Annotated in this window: 13 protein-coding genes and 1 tRNA gene; 11 read left to right on the top strand and 3 right to left on the bottom strand. The window is 66.7% G+C overall.

Annotation, left to right across the window (positions count from 1 at the left end; all coding sequences use genetic code 11):
• Positions 1–34 precede the first annotated feature (34 nt).
• From PX554_RS09425 to PX554_RS09385, 9 genes are all read left to right on the top strand, one after another.
• Complete coding sequence (locus PX554_RS09425; RefSeq protein WP_093225990.1) at positions 35–1,228, top strand: MFS transporter; 1,194 nt, start codon at positions 35–37, stop codon at positions 1,226–1,228.
• 3 nt (positions 1,229–1,231) lie between these two features.
• Entirely contained in the window at positions 1,232–2,332 is a 1,101-nt protein-coding gene (locus PX554_RS09420; protein WP_093225989.1) for an FAD binding domain-containing protein, read from the top strand.
• A gap of 109 nt (positions 2,333–2,441) precedes the next feature.
• Positions 2,442–3,545 (top strand): HlyD family secretion protein, encoded by a 1,104-nt coding sequence (locus PX554_RS09415; protein ID WP_093225987.1) that lies wholly within the window; start codon positions 2,442–2,444, stop codon positions 3,543–3,545.
• Positions 3,545–5,113, top strand: coding sequence for an MFS transporter (locus PX554_RS09410; protein ID WP_093225985.1), 1,569 nt, complete (start codon positions 3,545–3,547; stop codon positions 5,111–5,113). Before PX554_RS09415 ends, PX554_RS09410 begins: the two co-directional genes overlap by 1 nt.
• Complete coding sequence (locus PX554_RS09405; RefSeq protein WP_275501051.1) at positions 5,113–6,510, top strand: efflux transporter outer membrane subunit; 1,398 nt, start codon at positions 5,113–5,115, stop codon at positions 6,508–6,510. The genes PX554_RS09410 and PX554_RS09405 overlap by 1 nt, the downstream gene beginning before the upstream one ends.
• A gap of 358 nt (positions 6,511–6,868) precedes the next feature.
• Entirely contained in the window at positions 6,869–7,273 is a 405-nt protein-coding gene (locus tag PX554_RS09400) for a hypothetical protein (RefSeq protein ID WP_093225984.1), read from the top strand.
• A gap of 120 nt (positions 7,274–7,393) precedes the next feature.
• Positions 7,394–8,329 carry an OmpA family protein gene (locus tag PX554_RS09395; protein ID WP_275501048.1) on the top strand — a complete coding sequence of 312 codons (936 nt, stop codon included), beginning with the start codon at positions 7,394–7,396 and terminating at the stop codon, positions 8,327–8,329.
• Between the two features lie 364 nt (positions 8,330–8,693).
• A complete protein-coding gene (locus PX554_RS09390) occupies positions 8,694–9,371 on the top strand; it encodes a response regulator transcription factor (protein WP_093225981.1) in 678 nt (225 codons plus the stop codon).
• A 113-nt stretch (positions 9,372–9,484) separates the two neighbouring features.
• Positions 9,485–11,368 (top strand): PAS domain S-box protein, encoded by a 1,884-nt coding sequence (locus PX554_RS09385; protein WP_275501045.1) that lies wholly within the window; start codon positions 9,485–9,487, stop codon positions 11,366–11,368.
• Positions 11,369–11,599: 231 nt separating this feature from the next.
• On the opposite strand, the gene PX554_RS09380 is transcribed toward PX554_RS09385, so the two are convergent.
• The 3 genes from PX554_RS09380 to PX554_RS09370 all read right to left on the bottom strand — a co-directional run bounded on the left by PX554_RS09380 (position 11,600) and on the right by PX554_RS09370 (position 15,640).
• Positions 11,600–12,898 carry an aminotransferase class V-fold PLP-dependent enzyme gene (locus PX554_RS09380; RefSeq protein ID WP_275501042.1) on the bottom strand — a complete coding sequence of 433 codons (1,299 nt, stop codon included), beginning with the start codon at positions 12,896–12,898 and terminating at the stop codon, positions 11,600–11,602.
• A 13-nt stretch (positions 12,899–12,911) separates the two neighbouring features.
• Positions 12,912–15,311 carry a TonB-dependent receptor plug domain-containing protein gene (locus PX554_RS09375; protein WP_275501040.1) on the bottom strand — a complete coding sequence of 800 codons (2,400 nt, stop codon included), beginning with the start codon at positions 15,309–15,311 and terminating at the stop codon, positions 12,912–12,914.
• 239 nt (positions 15,312–15,550) lie between these two features.
• Positions 15,551–15,640, bottom strand: a tRNA-Ser gene (locus PX554_RS09370).
• A gap of 96 nt (positions 15,641–15,736) precedes the next feature.
• Between PX554_RS09370 and PX554_RS09365 the strand changes: the two genes are divergently transcribed.
• Complete coding sequence (locus tag PX554_RS09365; protein WP_275501038.1) at positions 15,737–16,768, top strand: lytic murein transglycosylase; 1,032 nt, start codon at positions 15,737–15,739, stop codon at positions 16,766–16,768.
• Positions 16,769–17,185, top strand: coding sequence for a hypothetical protein (locus PX554_RS09360; protein ID WP_275501036.1), 417 nt, complete (start codon positions 16,769–16,771; stop codon positions 17,183–17,185).
• The last annotated feature ends 55 nt before the right edge of the window (positions 17,186–17,240 follow it).

The raw sequence follows: 17,240 nt of genomic DNA, 5'->3' as shown, positions 1-17,240 counted from the left end.
AGATCGGGCGCAAGATCTTCCGAGGAGTTTCGTGATGTCGACCAGAGTGTCCGTGGATACGCAAGCACCCGCGGCGAAACCGCTGACCTACGGCGTCACGCTGGCGATGGCGGTGGCGACGGGGATCGGCGTCGCCAACATCTATTACAACCAGCCGATGCTCGGCGTCATCGAGCGCGACTTCCCCGGCACCGCCGCAGGCATGATCCCGACTGCGACCCAATTGGGCTATGCCGCCGGGCTGTTCCTGCTGGTGCCTCTCGGCGACCTAGTCGAGCGCAAACGGTTGATCCTGATCCAGTTCGGCGTTCTCGCCTTGGCGCTGGTCGCGGCAGCGGCGGCGCCGACGGTCGGTCTGGTCATTCTGGCCTCATTGCTGGTCGGCGCGGCGGCCACCGTCGCGCAACAGATCGTGCCTTTCGCCGCGCACCTCTCCGCGCCCGAACGGCGCGGCGCCACGGTCGGCGTGGTCATGTCGGGGCTGCTCTGCGGCATCCTGCTCAGCCGCACGTTGGCCGGGTTCGTCGCGACCCATTCGGGATGGCGGGCGATGTTCTGGCTCGGCGTGCCGATGGCGCTCGCCGCCTGCGGGCTGATGGCGCTGCGCCTGCCGCGCAGCCACCCCGATAGCGGTTTGCGCTACGGCGCGTTGCTGCGCTCGCTTGTCCATCTGTGGCGTGAGTTCGGCGCGTTGCGGCTGGCGGCGATGACACAATCGCTGCTGTTCGGGGCGTTCAGCGCGTTCTGGACAATTCTCGCGCTGCGGTTGCAGGAACCGCGCTTCGCGTTGGGGGCTGAGGTCGCCGGGCTGTTCGGCGTCGTCGGCGCGGTCGGCATCCTCGCGGCGCCGATCGCAGGGCGAATCGCCGACCGGCGCGGGCCGCATCAGGTGATCGCGCTCGGCGCGGTGCTGACGCTGGCGTCATGGGTGATATTCGGCCTGTGGACGTCGATCGCGGGGCTGGTCGCGGGCGTCATCCTGCTCGATTTCGCGGTGCAGAGCGCGCTCGTCTCGAACCAGCACGTCGTCTACGCGCTGCGGCCGGAGGCGCGCTCTCGGCTCAACACGATCTTCATGGGCGCTATGTTCCTCGGCGGCGCGGCCGGTTCGGCGGCGGCGACGATCGGTTGGAACCAGGGCGGTTGGAGCGCTGTCGTGCTGCTTGGCGGCGGGTTCGCGCTGGTCGCCGCGGCGCTGCAAGTCGGCAGCCTGCGCGCGCGGGCCTGATCCATGCGGATCGTGATCGCCGGTGGCTCGCTAGCGGGTCTGTTCGCCGCCGGGCTGCTGCGGCGGGCCGGACATGAGGTTATCGTCTTCGAGCGGTCGCGCGGCGGGCTTGCCGGGCGCGGTGCCGGGCTGGTCCCGCAGGAAGAGGTTTTCACCGCGCTACGCGCGCTGGGGCTCGATCATCTCGCGGCGGTCGGTGTGGTCGCGCGCGAGCGAATTTTCCTCGATCTCGACGGGAGCGTCGCCGGACGCGTCGCCACGCCGCAGATGCAGATTTCGTGGGACCACCTCTATAGCGGCCTGCGCGATCTGCTTGGCGAACGCGATTACACGCTGGGACGCCTGGTTGCGGGCGCCGGGCAGGGGAACGGCGCGGCGTGGCTGGAGTTCGAAGACGGCAGCCGGGAGACCGCCGATCTGGTGATCGGAGCGGACGGCGTCGGCTCCGCCGTGCGCGGGGCGGTGATCGGCATGGAACAGCACGCGCGCTACACCGGCTATGTCGCTTGGCGCGGGATCATCGCCGAATCCGCGCTGCCGGAGCCGGTGGCGGACATTCTGCTCGATCGGTTCGCCTTCTACACTGCGGATCGCACGCAGGCGCTCGGCTATGTCGTGCCGGGTCCGGCCGGCGAACTCGACATCGGTCGGCGGCGCTACAATTGGGTGTGGTATCGCCGCGCCGACGATCTCGCGGCGACACTCACCGATAGGGCGGGGCGCGCGCATCCGTTTTCGCTCGCGCCCGGGCAACTCACCGATGAAGCCCGCGCGCGGCTGCGGCAGGACAGCGCGACCTTGCTGCCGCCGCAGTTCCGCACCGCGCTCCTCGCCGAGCCGAACCCGTTCGTTCAGGCGATCTTCGACTATGAAGCGCCGCAGATGATACGCGGCCGGCTCGCCCTGGTCGGCGACAGCGCCTTCGTGGCGCGACCGCATACCGCAATGGGTGTCGCCAAGGCGGCGGGTGACGCGCTGGCGCTCGCATCGGCGCTCGCTAAGCATTCGGTCGAGCCGGCGTTGCAGGCCTATCAGCAGGCGCGCCTGCGGAACGGCCGGGCGATCGTCGATTACGGTCGCAAGCTGGGCGCGTTCATGGCTTGACGCATCGGCTGGCGATGTGCGGATTATGCAAATCGGTCGCGGGGTGTGCAAGACGGCAGGGGTAGGGCCAGCACGACGCGTCCGTCGTGAGGGGGAAAGCAGACACGATATGGCGACGACCGCTCAGTCTCCGCCCGCGCCCCCTACCGAGGGCGCTCCGACCACGCGTCGGCGGCGGTGGATATCCACGCTGATCGGCTTCGGCGCATTCGCGCTCGCGGCGATCGTGTTGATCCTCTGCATCACGTCCTGGGATCGGTGGATCGGCGCGCGACGCTATCAGGAGACGATCGACGCCTATCTGCAATCGGATCTGACCCCGATCGGCGCGCGGGTCGCCGGTTATGTACGCGCGGTGCCGGCGCAGGATTTCGAGAGGGTCCGCACGGGGCAAGTGCTCGTACAGATCGACGACGACGATTACCGCGCGAGCTACGATCAGGCCCGCGCCAATGTCGCGGTCGCCGAGGCCGCGATCGGCAATCTCGTCGCACAGCAGGCATTGCAACGCGCGAATATCGCCGCCGCCGGCGCTTCGGTACAGGCCTCCAACGCGCTGGCGCTGCGCGCGCGACAGGCGGCTACGCGCCAGCGGACGCTGCTACGCGATGGATCGGGTTCCGAAGACCAGCGCGAAGCCGCCGACGCGACCAGCGCCTCCGCCGCCGCACAGGTGCAGCGCGATACGGCCCTGAAAGACGCGGCGATCCGTCAATCGGGCGTGCTTTCCGCGCAGATCGCGCAGGCGCGCGCCTCGCTTGCCGCCGCGCGTGCCGCCGCCGAGCTCGCGCGAATCACCCTGCGGCACACCCGCATCGTCGCGCCGCAGGACGGCGTGCTCGGCCAGCGGCAGGTGCGGCCGGGGCAATATGTCGCGGTCGGCGCGCAGCTCACCACGCTGATGCCGCTGCCGCGCGTCTGGGTGATCGCGAACTTTAAAGAGACCCAGATGACCTATGTGCGGCCGGGGCAGCCCGCGACGATCACTGTCGATGCGTATCCGGGCCATGTCATCCGGGGCCATGTCAGCGGTTACGCGCCGGGCGCCGGATCGCAATTCGCCTTGCTGCCGCCCGACAACGCCACCGGCAACTTCACCAAGATCGTGCAGCGCCTCGCGGTGAAGATCGTGATCGACGATCCCGCGTCGATCGCGGGTCTGCTTCGCCCCGGCATGTCGGTGGCGGCGACGATCGATACCGGGGTCCACTGATGGCGAGCAACCCGCCGAAGCCGTGGCTGGGGATCACGGCGGTACTGTTCGGCGCGTTCATCTCGACGCTGACCGGCCGGCTCTCCACCTTCGGCCTCGCCGATATCCGCGGGGCGGTGCACGCCGGGTTCGACGATGGCGCCTGGATCACCACCGCGCAAACGTCCGGCCAGATGCTCGTCACCCCGATCGCGATCTGGGCGGGCGGGGTCTATGGCCCGCGTCACGTTCTCCTCTACGGCGCGGCGCTGTTCGCGCTCGCCTCCACGCTGATCCCCTTTTCGGGGTCGCTCGAACCGTTGCTCGTGCTGCAATTCCTCGCCGGCGTCGGGTCGGGGACTTTCATCCCCTTGACGCTGCCAGTGGTGTTGCGCTCGATCGCGCCGAAATATTGGGCCTATGGCATCGTCGTCTATGCGCTCAATCTCGAACTGTCGCTCAACATCTCGGCCTCGCTCGAGGGCTGGTATATCGACCATCTCAGTTGGCGGTTCATCTTCTGGCAGAGTGTTCCGCTCGCCCTGGCGATGGTGGCGTGCCTCTATTTCGGGTTGCCACGCGCGCCGGCGCCCCGCATCCCGAGACGCCCAGACCTGTTCGGCGTGATGACGGCGGCGGTCGGGCTCGCGCTGATCTATGCGGCCCTCGATCAAGGCAACCGGCTGGACTGGTTCGCGTCGGGCACGATTGTGGGTTTGCTCGCGTCCGGGGGCATCCTGTTACTGGCGGCGGTGGCGCACGTGGTGACGACGCCGAGCGGTTGGTTCGATCCCAAGGGGGCGCTGCGCTGGCCGTTGCCCGTCCTGCTGCTGATGGTGCTGGTCTTGCGGCTGACCATCCTCTCCACCGCGTTCCTCATCCCCCAATTTTTGATCTCGGTACGCGGCTATCGCAGTCTGGAGGTCGGTCAGGCGCTGGTCTGGATCGCGATACCGCAGTTGATTGCGGCGCCGGTGGCCGCGCTGTTGCTGCGGCGGATGGATTCGCGCTGGACCGCTTGTACCGGACTGATCGCGGTCGGCGTGGCGTGCTGGATCGTCTCGCAGACCCTGACACCGCAATGGGGGCCGCACCAGTTCCTGTCGACCCAGTTGCTGCAGGCGCTCGGGCAGACGTTGGCACTGAGCGGGGTGGTCTTCACCTCGGTGCAGCATATGAAGCCCGAATCGGCGTTGACCTTCGGCGCGATGATCCAGACCGCGCGGCTGATGGGAGGCGAGATCGGGCTGGCCTTCACCGCCACCTTGGTGCGGGTGCGCGAGCAATATGCCTCCAGCCAGATCGGCGAGCATGTCGTGCGTGGCGCCGACAATGTCGCGATTCGTCTGCAGGAATATGCGGCGCTGCTGACGAGCCGCTCGGGCGGGGAGGGCGGCGCGCGATCCTATGCGCTGCTGGGCGGCGCGGTGCGTCAGGCAGCGGAGTTGCAATCGGTGGTCGACGGATTCCTGCTGATCGGCCTGGTCGCCTTTGCCGCAGTGGGTGCGATGTTGCTGCTCGATCGCGCGCCGGCAAGCGCGGCGTCGTACCGGCCGTTCCGCTTTTCCTTCTGGCGCAAGGTGTCATGATGCGCCGTCTCGTCCTCGCCGCTACGCTGGCGCTGGGAGGCTGCACGACGGGGCCGGATTACCGGCCGCCCGAGCTTGCCGCCGGCGCGAGCCGCAATTTCATTGGTGCCCCAGGGGCAGCGACGCCGCTGCCCGACGCATGGTGGACGTTGTACGATGATCCGGTCCTCGACCGGCTGGTCGCGGCGGCGTTCGCGGCAAACACCGATCTGCGCGCGGCCGAAGCCAATCTCGACGCGGCGCGCGCCGCTCTGGCCGGAACGCGCGCGGCGCGGCTGCCGATGACGAGCGAGTCCGCCGGCACGAGCTACGGCCGCACCAGCACGCAGACCCAGATCGCCGGCGCGCTCGGCCGCGAGGCGAAGACCGACTGGACCGACGCGTTCGGCGGGGATGTTGCGTATGAGGTCGATCTGTTCGGCCGTATTCGGCGCTCGGTCGAAGCCGCGCGCGCCGACGCGGATGCCGCCGCCGCCGAGCGTGACGCGGTGCGCGTGCTCGTCGCGTCCGAGACGATCCGCGCCTATGTTTCGGCCTGCGCCGCCGCATATCAGGTCGATGTCGCCAACCGCTCCGCCGACGTCGCGCTGGAGCAGCAGGCGATCGTCTCGCGCGGATTCGCCGCCGGCGGCGCTGCGCGCTTCGACGCCGTGCGCACGACGACATTGCTCGCACAGACGCGTGCCGCGATCCCGCCGCTGGAGGGCGAGCGTCGCGCCGCGCTGTTCGCGCTCGCCGCGATGCTCGGTAGGACACCCGACGCCGCGCCGCGCGAGGCGGAGGTTTGCCGAAAGCCCCCCGAACTGCGCCAGGCGCTACCGGTCGGCGACGGCGCCGCGCTGTTGCGTCGCCGCCCGGACGTGCGGCTCGCCGAGCGTCGCCTCGCCGCCGCGAGTGCCCGGATCGGGGTCGCCGAGGCGGATCTGTTGCCGCGGATCAGCCTGCTCGGATCGGTGTCGACCGCGGCCCCCGCAGGGGTCAGCCTCGGTACGCGTGCATCGACCAGCTTCGGCATTGGCCCGTTCGTCAGTTGGTCCTTTCCTAATCTTGGCGCGGCGCGCGCGCGCTTGCAGGCGGCGCGTGCCGAGGACCGCGCCGCAGTTGCGCGCTTCGACGGTGCGGTCGTCACCGCGCTGAAGGAAGTCGAACAGGCGCTCGCGCGTTACGCCGCCGCGCTCGACCGTGCGCGCGAGCTGGACGCAGCCGAGGCAAGTGCGCGCCAGGCGTTGGACCTGGCGCGTGGCCGCCGCGACGCTGGTGCCGCCAGCCAGCTCGATCTGTTGCTGAGCGAACAGACGCTGATCGAGGCGCAGGCGGCGGTCGCCCAATCTCGCGCACAGCGTACGGATTTGCTGGTGACCGTGTTCAAGGCACTCGGAGGCGGTTGGCAAAGATAAAGCTAACATCCGGTGGAGGCGAGATCATGCCGGCGTCGCCGCTCGGAGTTAAGCCGTATGTTACATCGCGGTGGCTACGGATCATTCCCAGCTTTCGAATCATGCTCCGCCGTCTAACCGGCGACATCGTCTTGATAAGAAACGAAGCGCGCGTGCGTTCGCGTCTCGATCATCCGGTTTGTCCCGTACGTTCATCACCCTCGGTACATGAGCCGATACAGCGCCGGTCGCGCCGGACGTATCCCAGATAGCGACAACGAGGGTGAGTTCTTCCGGCCTGCACGCCGAGCGCCTGTCAGGCCGGACGGACGCGCATTCGCTGTCGTTCCCAACTGCTCCATCACAGAAGGAGGAATGTATGCGCAAAGTTCTGATCGGCGCTTGCTCGCTCGTTTCGCTTGCCGTTGCCGCGCCGAGCTTCGCCCAGGAAATCCCGTCGGGGGTGGCCGCCGTGTCGATCTCCGCCGCGGGTTCGGGCTCCATCGCTAGCTCGCACAACAACGGTGTCTCGATCGCGAACTCATCGGCGGGCAACGCCTCGGCGGCGGGCGCCGCGATGACCAGTGTGGGGCTGCCGCCCTTCCCGCAAGGGGCCACCATGGACACGTACTCGCGCACGCAGGGCGGTACGTCGAACTCGGCGACGAATTTCGGCAACGGCCACGCGGCCGCCGCGGGCGTGCAGGTCGGCGCCGGTGCTGCGGGAGGCCTCTCGGTCGTGCCGACCTTCACCTTCCCCGGCATGGCTCTTCGCGCCCGCTGACACCACGCTGGATCGTGCAAGGGGCCGGGGGAGGATGACCTCCCCCGGTCTCGTCCATCACCAGGAAACAGGGGATTCCTCATGAAACGCGCATCTTTCTTTTTCTTGATAGCCTGCACCATGAGCAGCTCGGCCGCGATGGCGCAAAGCTCCGTGTCGGGATCGGCATCCGGTTCGAACTCGAATTCGGCGGCCACGTCGAACCCGGTCAACACCAACGCGGCGGTCGCCCAGACGCAATCGGGGGCGACCTCGACCTCGGGTTCGAACTCCAACTCCAACTCCAACTCCCAGTCGGGCGCTGACGCATCGAACTCGGGCAATGCGCAGTCCATCACCTCGAATTCCTATGCGCCCGAACGGCAGAAGCTGGTCACCACGCCGAGCGTGTTCACGCCGGCGCTGACCACCACGCTCACCGATACCTGCATGGGGTCGACCTCGCTCGGCGTGTCCGTGCTCGGCTTCGGCGCCTCGGGCGGATCGACCTGGCAGGACAAGGAATGCGTCCGCCGCCTCAACGCGCGCGAACTGGCGCAGACCCTCGGCGATCGCGAGGCGGCGCGCGAGGTGATCTGCGGCAACCCCGATGTGTACGCGGTGTACAACGCACTCGGACGACCGTGCCGTCTCAAGCCGAATGGGTCGCCGAACCCGATGTACGTGCCGGTAGCGGCAGGCTCGGTCGCCCCGGCGATCGCGAAAGTGCCGGACACCCACTATACCGTCTATTTCGCGCGCGATCAGTGGAAGATCGACGCCGGCGCGCAGAAGATCCTCGATGATGCCGCAGGCTCTTACCAGCAGACCGGCACGGCGGCGGTGCAGATCGCGGGCCACACGGACCGCTCGGGCACCGAGGAGCATAATCAGAAACTCTCCGAACGCCGCGCGCAGGAAGTGAAAGCCTATCTGCTCAGCAAAGGCGTTCCCGAACAGGCGATGCTGGTCGCCGCCTATGGGGAGACGCGGCCGGCCGTGCCGACGCCTGATGGCGTTCACGAGCTGCTCAACCGGCGCGTGGAGATCACCTTCGGGCCAGGGGCTGGCTACTGATCCGAGGCTATCATGTCGGGTTCGTCGATGGCCGCCGCAGCCATGATCGCGGCGGCCCTTCCCTTTCGCGGGGCGCTGCCTTGGGCGTGAGCGCAGGCGGATCGCGCTCGTCAAATCCGTAAAACTACTTGTTGATAAGTGCTGTTCTCAGTCAGAGAACGCAAGCTACGCACATGGTCAAAAAACGGCGGCCATACAAACCGATTTCCAAAGGCGAAGTATTCAACCTCGAGAATAGCCCTTGCGGCATCCTGATCTTGTCCTGACCACAATGGTCGGAATCGCGTTCACTTCTGATAACAAGAGGGCGACGGGATCATGAGCGTGAGCGGCGACCCGGTGCGACACAGCAGGAGGGCGTCCAATGCTGCATGGGGATGGGGAGAGGCCGCTGGTCCACGTCATCGACGATGACGATTCGGTACGGCGCTCGCTGGATTTCCTGCTCACCGTCGCGGGGTTTCGCGTGAAACGCTGGCATGACGGCGACGCTTTTCTGAAGGGGGCCGAAAGGTCCGAGCCCGCTTGCGTCGTGTTGGATCTGCGGATGCCTGGAAAGGATGGGCTCGCTGTCCAATCCTCAATGGCCGAGCAAGGGATGAGCTTTCCCGTCATCATGCTTACCGGACACGGCGATGTGTCCGTCGCGGTGCGAGCGATGCAATCAGGTGCGGCCAACTTCCTCGAAAAGCCCGTCGACCGGGAAAAGCTGCTCGAAGCCCTGAATACCGCGTTCGAGCTGCTGCGCAGCGAGGAGAGCCGGCGCGAGCAGGCGCGCTGGGCGGCGCTTCAGATTCGCAGGCTCACCTCTCGCGAGGCCGAAGTGCTGGAGGGCCTAGCCTGCGGTTATCCCAACAAGACCATCGCCTATGATCTGGGCATCAGCGCGCGCACTGTGGAAGTCTATCGCGCGAACGTGATGACCAAGCTGAACGTCAGCAATTTGGCCGACGCGCTGCGCATCGCCTTCGCCGCTGGGTTGGGATCGCAGCAGGTTTGGGCCAAGTCCCGCCCCGCCGCCAACGACTGCGGTCATCCCTGATGGTGCCGAAGCTCAGGAAAAGCCACAATTGCGCGAGCCCATGCAGGTGTGACCCACTTGCAGTCAGGCGCTGGTTGGACGGATCAGCGCCGAGAGCGAGAGCAATCGTCACCATGTCGCAAACCAGCATTCGACAGGATCGCGTTTCCGAAGATGACGATCTCACGCGTCTGTTGCTGGAGCATGCGCCGGCCGCGATCGCGGTTCTCGACACTGACATGCGATATCTGCGCGTTAGCCGCCGGTGGCTCACGGACTACAACCTGAGCGAGAGCAGCATCGAGGGAAAATCTCATTACGAGTTGTTCCCGGAGATCGGCGAGGATTGGCGGGCGGTTCATGGCCGGGCGCTGCACGGCGAGACGGTTTCCAGCGATATCGAGCGTTTCGACCGTGCTGACGGAGCGACCGACTGGGTGCGCTGGGAGGTCATGCCCTGGCGACGCCCCGGCGGGGAGATCGGCGGAATCGTCTTGTTCACCGAAGTCCTCACCGGGCTGGTGCGAAGCCAGACGCGGGCGGCGGCGCTCAACCGCGAGTTGAACCTGCTGATCGACAGCGCCGAGCGACATGCATTGTGCTTCCTCGATCGTCGCGGGCGGGTGATTATCTGGAATGCCGGCGCCCAGCGGCTTTACGGCTGGAGCGAAGTGGAGGCCCTGGGGCGCGAACACAGCTTTCTTTTCCTGCCCTCCGACCGAATGACCGGATTGCCCGCCACGCAGCTACGCACGGCGCTGGAAGAAGGTAGCTGTCACTCGCGCTCGGCGCGCTTGCGCAAGGACGGAACGCAGTTCCTGGCCGACGCAACCGTGAATGCGGTGCGTGATGCGGCGGGCAATGCGATCGGGTTCGGCTCCGTCGTGCACGACATGACGCCCGACTGGGAGCGGATGCAGGCGGCCGAGGCACGCGTCGCGCAGTTACGCTCCATCCTGGACACCGTTCCGGATGCGATGGTGACCGCCGACGAGAAGGGCGATGTACTCTCTTTCAGCCCTGCGGCGCAGCAGATGTTCGGCTACACCGCCGATGAGGTGCTCGGGCGTAGCATCTCCATGCTCATGTCTCCCGACGATGCGCTGAAACACAATCGCGGTATCGAACGATATGGTGCCGATCCCGCACGCGGGCCGTTGACGGGACCGCGAGAGGTCCAAGGGCGCCGCAAGACCGGAGAAGTCTTCTCGCTGAGGCTCTTCGTCGGCGAAGCTACCGCAGGAGGCAGCAAGATTCTCACCGGCTTCATGCGCGATCTCACTGCGGCCGAGCGCGTCGAAGCGGAGCGGCGCACGCTTCAGACACAATTGCTGCGCATATCGCGGATCACGACCGCCGGCACGATGGCGACGACGCTTGCCCATGAACTGAACCAGCCGCTCAACGCGATCGCCAACTACCTTCAGGCGGCGGCCACGCTTGTCGGAGAGGAACGCGCGGACGCCTGTGCGCTGGTCGGCGAGGCTTTGGAGGAAGCGGGCCGCGAAGCCTTGCGTGCCGGTGCGATCGTACATGGTTTGCGGGAGTTCGTTCGCCGCGAGGAACTAGACCGGACGATCGAAGATCCGCATGACGTTACAGCCCAGGCGATGATCCTTGGGGCTGTGGACTGCAAGGTCAAAGGCATCTCCTGCACCTCCAGCGTGCCTCGCACGATGCCCCGCATTCTCGTGGATCGTGTTCAGATCCAGCAGGCGCTGATGAACCTGATCCGTAACGCCATCGATGTTCTTGGGCGCGGCGGCGTTATCGACGTCGGCGCCAGGGTCGATCGCGACATGGTTCAGTTCACCGTGACCGACAATGGCCCCGGCATTTCGGCCGAAGCCGCCGCGAGGCTTTTCAAGCCCTTCCTGAGCGACAAGGCGGAAGGCATGGGCCTGGGACTGTCGATCTGCCGATCCGTCGTCGAAGCGCATGGCGGCCGCATCTGGTACGAAACGGAGGAGGGGAAGGGCTCCTGCTTCCACTTCACGGTGCCCTCGGCGGATGCTTAGGAGCGGGCACGGGATCGTCCGAACGGTACGCTCCGGGACATTGCGGATGGTCGCGGCGACCCGCTGAGGGCAACACCCATCGGGCAGGCGCTCGCCGCTTCGTACCCCCCCGCCGTGTTGTAGTGGGCGCCTGCACTCCTGTGTTGGCGGCTCGATCCATGCTCCTATGACCACGCAGGCGTCGCCGGGATCGCGGGGCTCCCCGCCTGAAGGTCGGGTTCTCCCCGGTCGTCAGCCTTTCGCAAGCCGCTTGACCACCTGTGGCAGCGCCGCGGCGAGCTTGTCGATCTGTGCCGGATCGGTGAACAACGCCGGTGTGACCCGCACGCACGCCCCGGCCGCGACCCCGGTGCGGTGGACGGTGAAGATGCCGAATTCGTCGAGCAGCATTTTCGCCACGGCGATATTGTCGGCCGGGGTGACGAGGCCGCGGATGCGGAACGATGTTATGCCGCCGTGCGAGCGCGGATCGCTCGGCGTCAGGATCTGCAACCCGTCCAGCGTGCGCAGCGGCTCGGCCCAGCGATCGCGCAAATAGCGCAGCCGCGCCGCCCGCGCCGGCGTGCCGATCGCCTGCTGGAAGTCGAACGCGTCCGGCACGGTCAACATCGCGGCGAAATCGCTCGTGCCGGTGTGGACGCGCGCATGCACGCTGTCGAGGTCGCTTTCGCCATTCGCGGGGTCGGGATCGATGTCGCGTACCCGGCTCTTCCGCAGATACAACACACCGACGCCGAGCGGCGCGCCCCACCATTTGTGCAGATTGAAGCCGGCGAAATCGACACCGAGATCGGCAAAGTCGAAATCGAGTTGTCCCCAACTGTGCGCGGCATCGACGATCGCGTCTATGCCACGCGCGCGTGCCATCGCCACGATCTCGCGCACCGGGATCACCAGCCCGGTCCGGTGGCTGAGGTGGGTGAGCAGCACCAGCCGGATTTTGGGGTTGGCGGCGAACGCCCGCGCATAGGTGTCGATCACGCCCTGATATGTCGCGGGTTCGGGGAGCGCGATCCGCACCACCTGCACCCCGCGTCGGGCCTTGAGACCGTCGAAACAGCCGAGCATACTGTCGTAATCGAGATCGGCGGTGAGCACGGCATCACCCGGCCGCAACTTGTTGTAGCCATCGATCAGCCCCTGCAACGCCTCGGTGGCGTTTCGGGTCAGCGCGATTTCGTCGGCGCCGACGCCCAGCGCCGCCGCCACCCGCTGATGTACCGCGCGGTAATCGCCCGCGAAGCCGCGGCGGGTGTAGAAGCTGTTCTCGCGGTTGACCCGCTCGACCGCGCGTTCATAGGCGGCGAGCACGGGTTTCGCCATGATGCCCCAATTGCCGTTTTCGAGCTGGATGACGTCGCGGCTCACATCATATTGCGCGGCGATCTTCGCCCAATAGGCTTCGTCATCGGGGCGGGCGGCGCGGCTGTCCGGCGCCGGACCGCGCCCCGGCATCGCCGCGCCCAGCCGGCCGGCGACGGGCAAGGCCGCCGCCGCGGTCATCATCGCTCTCCGGCTGATCGTCGGCATGCCGTTCGCTTCCTCAGAACTTCATGCCCAGGCGGACATAATATTGGCCGCCGTCGGTATCATAGGGTGCGTTGCGCGAATAGATCAGGCCGCGCACCGCCTGGTTGGTCGCTTCGGCCGGATAGCGGTTGAAGACATTCTCCGCACCGGCGCGGATCGTGAAATGTCGCGCGAAGGTGTAGCTGGCCGACACATCGAACAGCGCGATGCCGCCGAACTTTTGGTAGATGTCACCGGTCGCGTTGCCGGACACGTCGGTCCAGCCGCCATAATAGCGCCCGCGCAGCAGCAGCCCGACCGCGCCGACATCATAGCCGATCGACCCGGTCGCATTGTGTTGAGGCAGACGCTGTTCGAAGACGATCCGCTGGGTCTCGTTCGGGATCGCCGCCGATGTGCCGCTCGTCACCTTGGTGCGATTGTAATTATAGGCGATCGTCGCGGTCGCCTTGCCCGGCCCGACCGCTTGCACATAGTTCAACACCGCCTCGATGCCGCGCGTGCGCGTGTCGAAATCGTTGGTGAAATAGCTGACCGAGGTGAAGCGCAGCGGATTGGCGACGCTGGCGGGCACGGCGACCGACGCGGATTGGCTGAAGCGGCCATCGACGCTGATCTGATAGGCATCGACGCTGCCGGTCAGCCCGAACGCGGTCCTGAACGTCAGCCCGGCGGTGATCGTATCGGATGTTTCGGGCTTGAGCGGCTTGGCGCCGAGCGCGACCGCGATCGGATCGGTGGTGGCGAGACGTCCGCTGTTGAACACCTGCAAGGTGCGGGTATCGAGGCCTTGCGAGGTGTTCGAGGTGTTGAGCTGCCCCGGCGTCGGCGCACGGAAACCGGTCGAATAGCCACCGCGCAGCGCGATGCCGTCGGTCGGTTCGACGCGCGCGCTCAGCTTGTAGGTGAACTTGCCGCCAAAGGCCGAAAAGTTCTCGTAGCGGCCGGCCGCGCCGACGCTGAGCATCTTGACGGGCTGCCATTCCAGATCGCCGTATCCGGCGTAACTCTCCTGGCTGAACCGACCCGCCTGCAACGGGCTGAAGCCGGGGAAGCCGTTCGAATTGGGCGCCAGGCCCGATGCCGCGCCCGGACCGATCGCGTAGGAGGCCGGGTCGCCTGGGCGGACGCTATATTGTTCGAGGCGCCGTTCGCCGCCAAAGGCGATGTTGATCGGCGCGAGACCGCCGACCGGCAGGCGGTACACGAAGTCGGCGTTGAGGTTGAACTCGCGCTGGCGCAGGCGCCCGAGATAGAAAGCGGTCGGCGAGGTCGGGCCGAGCGAAGCGTTGAGGCTCTCGCTCAGCGTGTAGTCGATCACGCTCTGGCCATAGGATGCGCTGAGATCATAGGTGAACGCATCCGCGAGCGCGCCGCGCGCGCCGCCGGTCGCCTGCACATCGCTGGTTTGCGTGCCGAAGCGCGGCGTGAACCCCGTCGGGTACAGGCTGGAGAAGTTGAAACCGGGAAAGGCGGGGCTGGCGCCATAGACCGACGCCGTGCCGGCGGGGTTGCGCCAGTTGAAATCGGTGACGCCTTCGCCCTCGCCGAACGTGCCGAAGCTGTAGAGCTTGAACGCGTTCGAGACGTCGAAATGGGTATTGTAGCCGCCGCGAATGCTTTCGAGATCCGGCTGCCCCCAGCGCTGCACCGGGTTTGGCACCTTCAGCGTGGGGTTCGCGGCCTGGAAGGCGATCGCGTCGGGCCGCTGGCGGGTGCGCGAGGTGGCTTCGGAATGATCATATTCGCCGGTGAAGACGAAGCTGCCGCGGTCGCCGAGCGCCACGCCACCCTGGATGCCACCTTGATATTCCTTGCCGTCGCCTTTGTAATATTGCGAATATTGGCCGAATGCGTTGAGACCGGGCTGGTCGTCCAGGATGATGTTGACGACACCGGCGATCGCATCTGATCCGTATTGCGCCGAAGCGCCGTCGCGCAGCACTTCGATGCGCTTGATGGCGAGGCCGGGGATCGTCGCGAGATCGGGCGCCTGCGCGCCGCGCGTGCCGAGCAGGGCGGAACGGTGATACCGTTTGCCGTTGATCAGCACGAGGGTCTGGTCCGCCGACAGCCCGCGCAGCGTGGCGGGGCGCACGAACGCCTGTCCATCCGCGGCTGGCAGGCGCTGGACGTTGAACGAAGGCAGCAATTGCGCGAGCGTGTCGTTGAGATCGCCGGAGACGCTCGCATCGAGAGCGGTGGCGGGCAGCACGTCGATCGGGGACTGCGAATTGAACTGGGTCACGCCGCGATCGCGCGTGCCGGTGACGATCACCGTGTCGGCATCCGCAATCTGATCGGCGACGGGCGCTTCGGCTGGCGTAGCGACGGGTGCGGCATACGCGAAAACGGGTACGCACAGCGCGACCGGCAGCGCGGCGAACGCGCCGGCCGAGATGAATTTCGTCAAATGATGTCCCCTTGGGCAAAGCGCGGCTTTGCGTTGTTCTCGCCGGCTGGCGACCCACTAGGGGCGCTTTGTGTCAGTATCGCTGCAATCATGAGACGCGGCGATGTCGTTTCCACGACGGATAGGCGCGGACGGGACCGTCAGGGCGCGACCGTTCTCCGTACACGCATGTCACGAGCATCCGGTGTGCAGGGGCAAATTTTTCCGGGCGTTCCGCGCGCATCCTGATCGCACGTCTTTGGCGGAGAGAGTGGGATTCGAACCCACGGTGAGCTTACACCCACGGCGGTTTTCAAGACCGCTGCCTTAAACCACTCGGCCATCTCTCCGCGTGCTGGCTCCGCTTAGAGCCGGAACGCCGATTTGTGCAAGGGGTACGGCCTTTGGGGGTTCATGTCGGCGCGGGCTTGTGCCAGAGTCCTCGCATGCGGGTGTTTTGCAAATCCTTGTCGGCGATCGGCGCGGCCGTCGCGGCCGTGTTTTCCCTGCCGGCGTGTGCTCAGGACGATGCCGGTTTTCAGGCGTTCCTCGGTCAGTTACGCGTGCAGGCGCGGGCGCAGGGTGTGTCGGAGGGGACGCTCAACGCGGTGCTGCCGACGTTGACGCTCAACCAGCGCGTGATTGATCTCGATCGCAAGCAGCCCGGCAACCCGGGGAGCACGGCCGTCCCGCCGTTCGCGCCGTACCGAATCGCGCACGTCGACGCGCAACGGATCAGCCGCGGCCGTACCGCGTATCAGGCGCAGCGCTGGCGCCTGAAGAAGATTGAGGAGGAGACCGGCGTTCCCGAATCGATCATGGTCGCGATCTGGGGAAATGAGACAAACTACGGCGTGGTGATGGGCGGTTTCGACCTGCCGCGCGCGCTCGCCACGCTCGCGTATGAAGGGCGTCGACGCGATCTTTTCACGGACGAATTCATCGGCGCGCTCAAGATGATCGATCGCGGTGTGCCGAGGAGCAAACTGGTGGGTAGCTGGGCGGGCGCGACCGGCGGGCCGCAGTTCCTGCCATCGGTCTACAACCGGCTGGCGCGTGACGGTGACGGCGACGGGCGTGCCGACATCTGGACGAGCGACGCCGACACGCTTGCCTCGATCGGCAATTACTTCAGTAATGCCGGCTGGCGTCCGGGGCAGCCCTGGGGTTTCGCGGTGAACGTGCCCGCCGGGTTCGACCGCTCGCAGATCGTCAACCGTATGTTCAGCCCGCGCTGTCCGCGCGTTTTCCAGCGGCATAGCGGCTGGAAGACGATGGCGGAATGGCGCGCGCTTGGCATAGTACCGCAGAGCCGGACGTGGCCGCGCGATTCCGTTCTGGCGACGCTGATCGAACCGGATGGCCCCGGCGATACCGCCTATCTTTTGACGGGCAATTACCGCGTCATTCTCGATTATAATTGCTCGAATTTCTATGCGCTGTCGGTGGGGCTGCTCTCGGATGCGGTGTCGCAGTAAATGCTCGCGCTGATCGTTCTCGCCGCCGCGCTGGACGCTGCTGACGGGCTTCGCAATGATCTATCGTCCGATCGGCCGCGCACGGGTTGGTCGCAGCCGATGCGCCCCGCCGGCCCGCCGCAGGGCGAAGCGCCTTCGGATATGCCGCAAGGTGCCGGTCCGCGCGCGACGTCGGGTGGTGCGTCGTTCGACATGGTCGCGGTGGCCCGGCCTGACGATGGCGGTGCTCCCGGCGTGTCGGTCGCGGCGGCAGGGGCCGCGCCGGGCAGTTTCGTCGAACTGACCGAACTCGATCACGGCCATACGATTTTGGCGCTGGTCGGCGCGAATGCGGCGCCCGGCGGCACAGCGCTGCTGTCGGCGGGAGCGTTCCGGGCGCTTGGCACCGCTCCGGGGGCTCTGTTGCAAAAATCGTGAAGCTTGAGCATGCTTGGCGGAGATTGGACGGACGGAACGATGACGGATTTCAAGT

The sequence above is a fragment of the Sphingomonas pollutisoli genome, assembly GCF_029167165.1.
Classification (GTDB): Bacteria; Pseudomonadota; Alphaproteobacteria; order Sphingomonadales; family Sphingomonadaceae; genus Sphingomonas; species Sphingomonas pollutisoli.
Note: the sequence above shows the minus strand (reverse complement) of the source record. Positions and strands in the feature narration are given on the sequence as shown.

What these genes read in the sequence shown, in the direction of transcription:
- PX554_RS09360 (WP_275501036.1), top strand. Translation starts at nt 16,769, where the DNA reads ATGCTCGCGCTGATCGTTCTCGCCGCCGCGCTGGACGCTGCTGACGGG.
- PX554_RS09365 (WP_275501038.1), top strand. Translation starts at nt 15,737, where the DNA reads ATGCGGGTGTTTTGCAAATCCTTGTCGGCGATCGGCGCGGCCGTCGCG.
- PX554_RS09425 (WP_093225990.1), top strand. Translation starts at nt 35, where the DNA reads ATGTCGACCAGAGTGTCCGTGGATACGCAAGCACCCGCGGCGAAACCG.
- PX554_RS09390 (WP_093225981.1), top strand. Translation starts at nt 8,694, where the DNA reads ATGCTGCATGGGGATGGGGAGAGGCCGCTGGTCCACGTCATCGACGAT.
- PX554_RS09410 (WP_093225985.1), top strand. Translation starts at nt 3,545, where the DNA reads ATGGCGAGCAACCCGCCGAAGCCGTGGCTGGGGATCACGGCGGTACTG.
- PX554_RS09405 (WP_275501051.1), top strand. Translation starts at nt 5,113, where the DNA reads ATGCGCCGTCTCGTCCTCGCCGCTACGCTGGCGCTGGGAGGCTGCACG.
- PX554_RS09400 (WP_093225984.1), top strand. Translation starts at nt 6,869, where the DNA reads ATGCGCAAAGTTCTGATCGGCGCTTGCTCGCTCGTTTCGCTTGCCGTT.
- PX554_RS09380 (WP_275501042.1), bottom strand. Translation starts at nt 12,898, where the DNA reads ATGCCGACGATCAGCCGGAGAGCGATGATGACCGCGGCGGCGGCCTTG.
- PX554_RS09395 (WP_275501048.1), top strand. Translation starts at nt 7,394, where the DNA reads ATGAGCAGCTCGGCCGCGATGGCGCAAAGCTCCGTGTCGGGATCGGCA.
- PX554_RS09415 (WP_093225987.1), top strand. Translation starts at nt 2,442, where the DNA reads ATGGCGACGACCGCTCAGTCTCCGCCCGCGCCCCCTACCGAGGGCGCT.
- PX554_RS09420 (WP_093225989.1), top strand. Translation starts at nt 1,232, where the DNA reads ATGCGGATCGTGATCGCCGGTGGCTCGCTAGCGGGTCTGTTCGCCGCC.
- PX554_RS09385 (WP_275501045.1), top strand. Translation starts at nt 9,485, where the DNA reads ATGTCGCAAACCAGCATTCGACAGGATCGCGTTTCCGAAGATGACGAT.